7 protein-coding genes are annotated in these 6,800 nt (G+C 55.0%); 2 read left to right on the forward strand and 5 right to left on the reverse strand.

Annotated features, from left to right (window positions below; genetic code table 11):
- The 3 genes from ACR0M2_RS19185 to ACR0M2_RS19195 form a co-directional block, all read right to left on the reverse strand.
- Positions 1–1,281 (reverse strand): TRAP transporter large permease, encoded by a 1,281-nt coding sequence (locus tag ACR0M2_RS19185; protein ID WP_170351145.1) that lies wholly within the window; start codon positions 1,279–1,281, stop codon positions 1–3.
- Positions 1,278–1,883 (reverse strand): TRAP transporter small permease, encoded by a 606-nt coding sequence (locus ACR0M2_RS19190; RefSeq protein ID WP_170362654.1) that lies wholly within the window; start codon positions 1,881–1,883, stop codon positions 1,278–1,280. The genes ACR0M2_RS19185 and ACR0M2_RS19190 overlap by 4 nt, the downstream gene beginning before the upstream one ends.
- A gap of 72 nt (positions 1,884–1,955) precedes the next feature.
- Positions 1,956–2,972: a TRAP transporter substrate-binding protein gene (locus ACR0M2_RS19195; RefSeq protein WP_480706645.1), complete on the reverse strand. Its 1,017-nt coding sequence runs from the start codon at positions 2,970–2,972 to the stop codon at positions 1,956–1,958.
- 148 nt (positions 2,973–3,120) lie between these two features.
- Here ACR0M2_RS19195 and ACR0M2_RS19200 point away from each other — a divergent pair, with 148 nt between their 5' ends.
- Positions 3,121–4,020: a LysR family transcriptional regulator gene (locus ACR0M2_RS19200; RefSeq protein ID WP_170379398.1), complete on the forward strand. Its 900-nt coding sequence runs from the start codon at positions 3,121–3,123 to the stop codon at positions 4,018–4,020.
- 4 nt (positions 4,021–4,024) lie between these two features.
- Here the strand turns inward: ACR0M2_RS19200 and ACR0M2_RS19205 are convergent, their stop codons facing one another.
- Entirely contained in the window at positions 4,025–4,726 is a 702-nt protein-coding gene (locus tag ACR0M2_RS19205; protein ID WP_480706647.1) for a GntR family transcriptional regulator, read from the reverse strand.
- Between the two features lie 141 nt (positions 4,727–4,867).
- Between ACR0M2_RS19205 and ACR0M2_RS19210 the strand changes: the two genes are divergently transcribed.
- Positions 4,868–6,601, forward strand: a complete 1,734-nt coding sequence (locus tag ACR0M2_RS19210; protein WP_480706649.1) for a thiamine pyrophosphate-binding protein — start codon at positions 4,868–4,870, stop codon at positions 6,599–6,601.
- 7 nt (positions 6,602–6,608) lie between these two features.
- Here ACR0M2_RS19210 and ACR0M2_RS19215 read toward each other — a convergent pair.
- Positions 6,609–6,800 (reverse strand): hypothetical protein (locus ACR0M2_RS19215; protein WP_480706651.1); only part of this gene is annotated, 192 nt, incomplete at its 5' end.

Here is a 6,800-nt window from a genome sequence, read left to right on the forward strand (position 1 = left end):
TTATCGGTACGCCAATTCCGGTAGGAACAGCGCGATTTGAGGGAAAGCCATCAGCAGCCCGGTGACAACCAAAAGGATGATCAGAAAGGGCGGCACGCCGCGGACCACCTCGACAAAGGGGCGGCGGAATACAGCGATGGCGGTGAACAGGTTGCAGCCAAAGGGGGGTGTGGCGGCGCCGATGGCGACTTGCAGTGTGATCAGAACGCCAACCAGTACCGGGTCTAACCCACTGGCCTTGATCATCGGCGCAAAGATCGGAACTAGGATCAGGATCACCACGATCGAGTCAACGAACATGCAGCCGAGGAAGAAGGCCACGTTGATCGCCAGCAACACCATAAGCGGGCTGGCTTGTTCCAGCCCCAGCGCTGCGATGATAGTCTGCGGCACTTGGGCAAAGCTAAGTGTCCAGCTAAAGGCGGCTCCGGCGGCAATCAGGATAAACACGACGGACGTGATGGCCCCTGTGGACAGGGCAATATCGAACAGGTCTCCAACCTTGATCGAGCGAAAGATCACAACCTCGAGGATGACAGCATAAAGCACGCAGATTGCCGCCGCTTCGGTGGGTGAGAACACGCCGCCATAGATGCCTCCGACGATGATCGCCGGAAATCCCATCGGCCACAGGGCTTTGCGCAACGCGGTAAAGCGCTGTCCCCACCCCTCGCGAGGCAGAACTGGGATATCGTGACGGTAAGCGTACACCATGCAATAGGCCGAGAATAACACTACGATCAGCAACCCGGGCAAGATGCCCGCGATGAAAAGCTGCGAAATCGACGTCCCCGAGACCACGCCATAGATGATCATGCCGATGGATGGCGGGATCAGATAGGCCAGATCAGCGGCATTTACGATCAACCCGATCGAAAAGCTGTCGCTATAGCCAGATTTCAGCATCCGCGGCCGCATCGCACCGCCAATGGCCACCACCGTCGCCTGGGTCGATCCGCACACCGCACCGAACAAGGCGCAGGCCGAGGTGACGGAAATTGCCAGGCCGCCTTTGATATGGCCCATGAAACTCATCACAAGATCGATAAGCCGGTTGGCGGAATGTCCTCGCGTGATGATATCAGCGGCCAAAATGAACATCGGCACCGCGATCAGCGCAGCCGGCTTCACGCCCCCGATCATCTGCTGGATCAGGATTTGCATGTTCATTTCAGGGAAATAGACGAGAAACCCCAGCACAGCCGCCGAAATCAGCGGCATTTTCATCGGAAAGCCTGCAAGAAGCAGAACAATCATGACGACTAGCATCAACTCGGTCATTTGTTTGCCTCCGTGGATTCTTCGTAGCGCTGGATTGCGGCTGCGGTTTCAGGGTCTTCGTAGCTGTCGACTTCGAGGTAGGAGACGTAGACTTCTTCCTCGGCGAAGTTCAGATTGCGGATCGCTGTTAGCAGGTACTGAAAGGACGTCAGGGTCAGTCCAATCACCACCCAGACGTAAGTCAGGTAGAGCGGCAATTGCAGTGCTGGGGTGATCCGGCCCCGTGACGCGACTTTCTGGACGTACTCCAGCGCGTACCAGGCCAGAACCGCCATCACTAAGGCAGTGGTCGCTGCGATCACGACCATCAGGCCCTTGCGCAGTTTGATCGGCAGCGCGTCATAGATTGCGGACATGCGGATATGGATGCCTTTGCGGGTGGCGTAGCCCAGCCCCATGAAGGTGACGATGACGATCAGGAACTCGTTCAGTTCCTCGGAAAAGTAGATGGACTGGTTGAACACGTACCGGCCAAAGACATTGGCAATAGTGTTCACGGCCATCAGGATGATCCCCCAGCCCAGGATCCAGACTTCGATCCGTCCGATGACGGCGTCAATCTTTCCCAAAAAGCCGAAAGGAGTGGAAGTCGTGGTCTGCATGATGTCCCCCCTTTTTTGAAAGCCTCACGCGCAAAGCGCGTGAGGAAGTTTTGGTGAGTGGTGGGGGAGGGATTAGTTGCCCGCGAGTTCCGCTTGCAGTGCGTCCAGTAGCTCCTGACCACGCGCGCCGACGGTGTCGATATATGCGCTTGAGGTTTCGGTGCTGCGGGCGCGGAAGGCATCACGTTCTTCTTCGGTCAGGACAACCATACCGATGTCGGGCTTGGCTTCCTTGATGATGTCCAAACGTTGCTGGTTAAAGTCCGTGACGACGCCGTCAATGAAGCCGGTCATGTCGGCCATGGTGTCACGCACCAGTTGCTGACGGTCAGGGCTGAGGGTTTCGAACCAATCAGAGCCCGCGACCACAGTGGTCACCAGTTCCTGCTCACCGGCCCAGATCAGGTGGCTGGTCACTTCGTAGAACTTCATCTCTTCGATGGTCGGGATCGGATTGACCTGACCATCCACAGCGCCCAGTTGCAGCGCACCGAACACTTCGCCGAACGGCAGCGGGGTGGGGCTGGCACCCATGTTTTTATAGGTCTCCAGCAGGATCGGCGACACCATCACCCGCATCTTGAAGTTGTCAAAGTCTTCGGGCGTGCGGATTTCGCGGTTGGTGGTCCAGACCTGCGGCCCTTCGGAATACATGGTCATAACTTCCAGACCACGCTGGCGGAAATCATCGTTCAGCGGACCGTAGATGGTTTCCGAGCTGCTGAGGATGTTCGAAATCGCGGCCGGATCGGATGGTAGCAAGTAGGGGAGCAGGAAAACCTGGCTTTCTGGCACCACGGTGCCAAGATTGCCAATCGATACGTTGGTGAACTGGATGACCCCGTCGGCGGCCTGTTCAACCGTTTCGGTCGGCGTGCCCAGCGTGCCCATCGGATAGACGGTCACGGTCACTTCACCATCGGTGGCGGCTTCGATGCGCGATTTGAACTCCTGCGCGTAGGCATCCATGATCGAGCCTGGAATCTCTTCGATTGCGAACTTCCAATCCTCGGCCAAGGCGGCGAGAGGGGTCAGGCCCAGCAATGCTGCTGCGGCAGTTATCTTGAGGGGACGAGAGGTCAAGGTCATGTTGGTTTCTTCCCTGTTGCCTTATTGGGTTTAGTCTTCAGGGATCAGGACAGCATAGAAAAATACACAAAAAAATATCATCTTGTTTATGTTCACATGAGGTATTTTTATGTAAATAACACCACGACTCCCGAAAGGCGGATAAGCGTTGAAACTGCTCAGAAATACTCTGCTTGAAACCTTCGTGACCGTGGTCGAATGCGGTGGATTTACGGATGCGCAATACGCATTGGGCATTACGCAATCGGCGATCAGCATCCGAATTCGAGATCTGGAAACCGCGCTTGGTTATCGGATATGCGAACGCGGCCGCGGCGGGTTTCGCCTGACCGAACGGGGCGAAATCGCGTATCGCAAAGCCGGAGACATCTTGCGCAGTGCCCGTGATTTCGACGCTGAATTGCTGGAATTGCGTGGGACCACTACTGGAGATCTGCGGATTGGTACCATTGATGCGGTCAATACATTGGCAGAGCTTAATCTGGCACAGGTCCTTAAGCGGTTTCTCGACCGCCCCAACGAAGTGCAGCTAGAGGTGGTCGTCGCATCACCAACTGAGTTAACACAGAAGCTGATTACCGGTGATTTGCATGTTGCAATCGCTCCCTTCCGCAATCAGGTCCCAGAGCTGACATACACCGAACTGTGCCAGGAAGAGCATCGTTTGTACTGTGGGCAGGATCATCCCTTGTTTGACTTACCCGACGATCAGATTGATCTGGATGTAATCTCACAGCACCAAATTTGTCAGCGCTCCTACAACATTCTGGTGTCACCGGTGCTTCAGACTGCGCAGCCAAAAGCCACCGTGGCAAATATGGAAGCAATGGCGATGATGATTGAAACCGGTCACTTTTTGGGTCCGCTGCCGGTACACTTTATCAAAAACTGGGCCCACCGCGATCGACTCAGAGAGCTTGCGCCGGACAAGCTGAACTGGAACTCAACCTTTTACCTCGCAACACGGCCATCACTGGCCCAAAGGAGGGCGGTTGAAATTCTGGTGCAAGACATCGTTAAATCCTGCAAGCGTGGTCAAGAGTCATAGCCGCTTAGGCATCGTCATCCACAAAGTAGATTTCGGCGAACGCTTTGGCGACGGCCTCAGTCGTCTCTTCACGGCGGCGTTCGATGTGTTTTCGAATGGTATCGACTGCGATGCCTTCATCGCGGTCTGCAATATTTTGCATGATCATCAGGTGGCTGGGAATTTGGCTATTCGTCGTTTCAGCCCCACCATTCAAATACGCATTCTTTAGATCGATCAGGCGAACGAACCGGATGCGCGCATTGAGGTTCTCAAGAATACGCACAAGTTCCTGATTTTTGGACCCCTTGGCAATGTCCACATGGAATTGCTCATCCAACTCCAACAACCGCCGGGGGTCTTCGCACTGGTCATATTCCCTCAAATCCCCACGCAATGTTTCCACCAATGCGGCCAGCTGACTATCCGAGGATTTACGAATAGCCAGCCTCACAGCTTCCGTCTCAACCGCGATCCGGGCCTCATACAGGGAAAGAATCTGAGAGGGGCTAAGCGGACGGCAGAAAAATCCCCGCCTGGCCTGAAAGGTCAGGAACCCTTCGGCCACCAGCCGGTTCAGCGCTTCGCGTACAGGTGTCCGGCTGGTGCCAAAGCTTTTGGCCAGGGCAACCTCATTGATCTGGGATTCTGGTTTGAACTCAAAGTTCTCGGCCATCCTGCGCACAAGATCATAGACGCGACCAACACGATCTTCGGTTTTTGTCATCCGGTTTCCTCAAGTCAAAGATCATGCTTGGCACTAACAGGTTTTTGCCGGGGTTTGAACTGAGTATTGACTGGTCGGCAATACTGTATAATCAATTGTCGACAATTAGAACAAGCGACTCACGAAACGGAGGTTCATGTTTTGAAACCGGCAGATCCCATGCGGATGAACGGCGCGCAGGTCATCCTGAAGATGCTGGAGCTTCATGGTGTACGCCATGTGTTTGGCCTGCCCGGTGAAACGACAATCGGCTGGTACAAGGAATGGCGCGAACACAGCGATATCGAGTTTGTTCTGACACGGGACGAACGTACTGCTTCTTATGCGGCCGAAGCTTATGCCAAGATCACGGGTCGACCTTGTGTTCTTGAGGCCCCAAGCCCCGGCATCACTCATTGCACACCTGGTATCACCGAGGCGTTCCTCAGCTCGGTTCCAGTGATCTTTTTCAGCTCGGACATCCCGATTAATCAGGACAAGAAACATGGGCTGACGGGTATTGATCAGACCAGGCTTTACGACAGTATCTGCAAGGAAAGCTTTGTTCTGACCAACGTCAAGGACATCCCTTTCCTGCTTCGCCGCGCCTTCCGTGTGGCAACTTCGGGGCGTCCTGCGCCCGTTCATATCCGGGTGCCGATCAACATTTACGGCGAAGAGGCTGAGATCAACGACCTTTACGCCGAGCCCGAGTACAGCCATTACCCGGCGCATCGCCCGGTCGCGGATCACAGCAAAATCCGCGCGGCCATTGATATTCTGATCAAAGCGAAAAATCCGGCCATTGTCTGCGGTCAGGGGGGGCTGATCTCCAAGGCGTCGAACGTGGTTCTAGAGCTGGCGGAACTGCTGCAAATCCCGATCGGCACCACCACGCCGGGCAAGGGTACCATTCCCGAAGATCACCCTCTGGCTCTGCGTGTGATTGGTGGTCGGGGAGGTATGGAATATTCCAATCAGTACGTCCACGACGCCGACACGATCTTTTTCATCGGCTCAAACACCGACAGCGCCGCCACCGATCATTGGAAACTGTATGGCGATCCAAACACAAAGACGTTCCTGCATTTGGACATAGCCGAAGCCCATATCGGGAACAATTTTCCGGTGCAGGTCGGCATGGTGGGCGATGCGCGCGCCAGCCTTGAATATATGGTTGAACTCATCCGGTCCGAACACCCCGACCTGGATCGGCCCAAGGTCGATCTGAACCCGGTCAAGAAGACCGCGCTCGACAAGGTATTCAACTCCAACATCCCCATGCCCGAAGGCACGCTATCGCCTGTACGTCTGTCGCAAGTGCTGGACAAGATCATGCCCGATGATGCGGTGGTCACCTCAGAACCGGGCGTCAGCGCGATCTACCCTTCGGCGCTGCTGACCTTCCGCAGACCCGGGCGGCGGTACATTACCAATTATTCGATGGGGGCTTTGGGATATTCGGTTCCGGCCTGTATCGGGGCGGCCTATGCCAATGACGGACCAGTGATTTCATTCACCGGAGATGGGTCCTTTGGGTTTGTGATCGGAGATATGGAAACGCTCAAACGATCAGGCAGGAACGTGACTGTGATCCTGACACGCAACGATACATTTGGCTGGATTCGAGGCGAAGCGATCCTTCTTGACGATGTCGACGAACCTTGGAGCACCGATTTCGGTGCAGTCGACTATGTCAAAGTGGCAGAAGGCTTCGGATTCAAAACGGCTCGCATCACCTCAGAGGCTGATATCGAACCGATCCTGTCGGATGCCATAGCCAACCCAGGGGCAAATTTCATCGAGATCATGGTGCCATCGCAAGACAAGATCATTCCGTTTGTTCCTAACTGGATTCGTGCGGCCTGTGAAAAGAACCTTCCGTACTTCTATTGAGGCCGGTCTATTGCATCTCTTTTGGCCGTTCCGTTCGGTGTGTTTTGGTTGTGTTAGTTGTGTTTTGTTTATGGTGTTTCTGATTGAGATGACTGAGTGAGGTTGGGCTGATGAGCATGAACCCTTTTATCAATCGCGTTTCCAGCCTTTCGGGGCCTGCGCGTGATGTTTTGCCTGTTGCGCCGTCGGATGTGGCGGA

The sequence above is a fragment of the Ruegeria sp. BE10 genome, assembly GCF_056538905.1.

Bases quoted from the DNA above. Each gene is read 5' to 3' on its own strand.
- ACR0M2_RS19185 (WP_170351145.1), bottom strand. From the start codon at position 1,281: ATGACCGAGTTGATGCTAGTCGTCATGATTGTTCTGCTTCTTGCAGGC.
- ACR0M2_RS19190 (WP_170362654.1), bottom strand. From the start codon at position 1,883: ATGCAGACCACGACTTCCACTCCTTTCGGCTTTTTGGGAAAGATTGAC.
- ACR0M2_RS19195 (WP_480706645.1), bottom strand. From the start codon at position 2,972: ATGACCTTGACCTCTCGTCCCCTCAAGATAACTGCCGCAGCAGCATTG.
- ACR0M2_RS19205 (WP_480706647.1), bottom strand. From the start codon at position 4,726: ATGACAAAAACCGAAGATCGTGTTGGTCGCGTCTATGATCTTGTGCGC.